Below are 3,391 nucleotides of genomic sequence, written 5' to 3' on the forward strand. Positions count from 1 at the left end.
CGGATGTTGGCGTCGGTCGGGCGCAGCTGCGCAGCCTCGCGCAGATACTGCAGGCTCAGCTTGTAGTTGCGGCCCGCGTACAGCAGGCCGAGCCCGTGCCGGGCCTCGCCCGCGAACGGCCCGCTGAGCAGCTGCTTGTACTCCTGCTCGGCCTGGTCCTTGCGGTCGAGCCGGGTCAGTACCTGCGCGTGCAGCAACAGCAGTTCCTCGCGCGGGCCGCCGCCTTTCTGCAACTCCTCGATGTGCGCCAGGGCGGCGTAATAACGGCCCTGCGCGATCATCTCGCGCACCAGATCGGTGTGCAGCTGCCGGGCCGGTGCGCTGTCGGATGCGATCGCCGGCGGCGTGTTCGCGGCCGGTACCGTGGCGCAGCCGCAGACCAGCGCCGCCAGCATTGGAACCAGGGCCGCCGCGCGCCTCATGACGCCATCACCTGGCGCAGGGCGCGGAAGATGGAGCTGAACGCTGGCCCGGCGACGCACAGCATCAGCGCGGGGAAGAAAAACAGCACCATGACCACGGTCATGCGCCCGGCCAGCAGGTTGACCCGCTCGCGCAGGTCCAGGCCGCGCCGCTCCTGCATCACCATGAGTGCTGCCTGCAGCGGCTCGCGCACCTCGCCGCCGTAGCGCTCGACCTGGCGCAGCACGCCGAGCACGCCCGCCAACTCGGGGACGTCGAGTACCTGCCCCATGCTGGCCAGCACGTCGCCCAGGTCACCGCCGGCGTCGATCTGGCGCAGCGCGAGACGGAATTCATTGCCCAGCTCCGGCAGCACGCCGCCGCCGTCGCGCACCAGGCTGTGCAGCGCCTGGCGCGTGGACAGCCCCGCTTCCAGCAGCAGCATCATGAGGTTGACGAACAGCGGCACCTCGGCGCGGATGCGCCGCTGCCGCTCGGCGGCCTGTCGGCGCAGCAGCCAGCGCGGCAACAGCAGCGCAACGATGACCGCCATGGTCCCCAGCAGCGCGGCCTGCAGCCCCAGGCCGCGGGTCAATGCCAGCGCCAGCAGCAGCACGAACACCAGCGCCGGCAGGCCGATCTGCAGCAGGTAATAGGCGGTACGCGCGCGCGCCTCGCGCCAGCCGGCGCGCACCAGCAGCAGGTCGATGCCGACGTCGTCCTCGAACCAGCGCTCCATGCCGCGCCCGCCCTCGGCCAGGCGCTGCCACCATGCCCCGCCTTCGCGCGGCGCCGCGACATCGTCCTCGGGCGCCAGCCGCTCGGCCAGGCGCATGCGGTCACGCGCGGACAGCACGGCCGCCAAACCCGCCGCCAGCGCGAGCACGCCCAGCCCCACCGCCAGCGCAACCAGCAGCGGCAGACTCATGCGCCGCCCTCCGTGCTGCGCAGCATGCGCCAGATGATCAGCCCGCCGAGCAGCTGCAGGCCGGCGGCGCCGGACAGCAGCACGCGACCCAGTGCGTCGTTCCACATGTCGGTGTAGAAGGCCGGGTTGCGCAGCAGGATGAACAGGCTGATGCCCAGCGGGATGACGAACAGCAGCAGGGCCGAGAAACGCGTCTCGGCAGTCAGCGCGCGCAGCTCGCGCGCCGCGGTGCCGCGGGCGCGGATAACCTGCACCAGACTCTTGATCATGTTGCGGATGCTGCCGCCATAGCGGCGGTTGACGCGCGCCGTCATGGCCAGCACGTGCACGTCCGGCAGGTCGTGTACCTCGGCCGCCTGCGCCAGCGCGTCCTCGATCGGCGCGCCCAGCCGTACCTGGCGCGCCACCCCCAGGAACAGCCCGCGCAGGGGCTCGACACCCTCGCGCGCAGCCTCGGCGAAGGCTTCCTCCAGGGTGTTGCCGGCGATCAGCGCCCGCAGCACGTGCTCGAGGAAGTCCGGCAGCTGGGCCACGATCTGGCGTTGGCGCCGACCGGCCAGCTGCTGCAGCAACAGCAGTCCGCCAACCAGACCGAGCCCCGCCAGCAGCAGGCCGGCCAGCAGGCCGAGCAGCAGCATCAGCAGCAGCGCCGCCAGCGCAAGCCCCGACAGGATGCCGGCGACCTGTCCGGCGCTGAAATCCAGTCCGGCCTGCCAAAAGCGATGGCAGGCCGCGCGCAGCACGGGGTTGCTCACCGGCTGCGGGCGGCGCCAGCCCGTCTCGTCTCCCGCCAGCCCGAGCTGCAGCCGCGCCAGGACCTCGTCCTGGATTTCGCGCCGCCGCGCCTGCAGCAGCAGGGCTGCCGCGCCCAGCACCAGCAACCCCGACAGCAGAGCCAGCAGCAGCCAGAGCAACACGTTCATGCTGCCTCCCGCAGGTCGCGATGCCGACCGCCGGCCGGGTCATAGGCGAACAACTCGCGCAGCCTCAGCTCGTGCCCGACCACACCTTCGACCTGCGCCACCGACAGCACGCGGCGCTCGCCGCTCGGCAGGCGCGAGACATGCACCAGCAGCTGCAACGCGCTGGCGATCTGCTGCAGCAGCGTGAGTTCGCTGCCGCTGAAACCGGCAAAGCCGGCCAGCAGCACCAGGCGGTGGATCGCGTCGCGCGGGTTGTTGGCGTGCAGTGTGGTCATGGAGCCGTCGTGACCGGTATTCATGGCCTGCAGCATGTCCAGCACTTCGTGGCTGCGGATCTCGCCGACGATGATGCGGTCGGGGCGCATGCGCAGCGCGTTGCGCACCAGGTCGCGCGCCGTGACCTGGTTCTGCCCCTCGAGATTGGGCGGGCGCGTCTCCAGCCGCACCACGTGGCTGTGGGCGAGGCGCAGCTCGGCCGCGTCCTCGATGGTGATGACACGTTCGGCGTCCGGGATCCACTGGCTGAGCAGATTGAGCAGGGTCGTCTTGCCGGAGCCGGTGCCGCCCAGGATCAGCAGGTTGGTGCGGCGTTCCACGCGCTCGCGCAGGAATTCCAGCATCGGCGGGCTGACCGTGCCGTACCTGAGCAGGTCCTCGGCCGACAACGGCTGCTTGCGGAACTTGCGGATCGAGATACAGGGTCCGTCGAGTGCGACCGGCGGGAAGATGGCGTTGACGCGCGAGCCATCCGGCAGGCGCGCATCCACCATCGGGCTGGATTCGTCGATGCGCCGGCCGAGCGGCGCCAGGATGCGCTGGATCACGCGCAGTACGTGCGCGTCGTCCACGAAGCGCAGCGAGACATTCTCGAGTCGCCCGCTGCGCTCCACGAACACCCGACCCGGCCCGTTGACGATGATGTCGTCCACCGAGGGGTCGTCCACCAGCGACTGGATCGGGCCGAAGCCGATCAGCTCGTCGAGAGCGTCGGCGGCCAGCATTTCGGCCTCACGCTGGTTGACCGCCAGCTTCTGCTCGAACACGTAGCGCTTGACCTGCTCGCGCACGAACTCGGCCAGCTTCGCCCGCGGCCACTGCTCGATGCCGAGGTTGCGCTCGTCGATCACCTGCAGCAGGT

At 70.8% G+C, this 3,391-nt stretch carries 4 protein-coding genes; all 4 read right to left on the bottom strand.

Going from position 1 to position 3,391, the window contains the following annotated elements:
* Positions 1-422, bottom strand: a 422-nt coding sequence (locus VNJ47_02415) for a hypothetical protein (GenBank protein HXG27687.1), incomplete at its 3' end; no start/stop codon positions are given.
* A complete protein-coding gene (locus VNJ47_02420) occupies positions 419-1,330 on the bottom strand; it encodes a type II secretion system F family protein (protein HXG27688.1) in 912 nt (303 codons plus the stop codon). The genes VNJ47_02415 and VNJ47_02420, both read right to left, overlap by 4 nt.
* Positions 1,327-2,253 (bottom strand): type II secretion system F family protein, encoded by a 927-nt coding sequence (locus tag VNJ47_02425; GenBank protein ID HXG27689.1) that lies wholly within the window; start codon positions 2,251-2,253, stop codon positions 1,327-1,329. Before VNJ47_02425 ends, VNJ47_02420 begins: the two co-directional genes overlap by 4 nt.
* The coding region (locus VNJ47_02430; GenBank protein ID HXG27690.1) for a CpaF family protein at positions 2,250-3,391 on the bottom strand (1,142 nt) is incomplete at its 5' end. The genes VNJ47_02430 and VNJ47_02425, both read right to left, overlap by 4 nt.

Source organism: Nevskiales bacterium (assembly GCA_035574475.1).
In the GTDB taxonomy this organism is placed as follows: domain Bacteria; phylum Pseudomonadota; class Gammaproteobacteria; order Nevskiales; family DATLYR01; genus DATLYR01.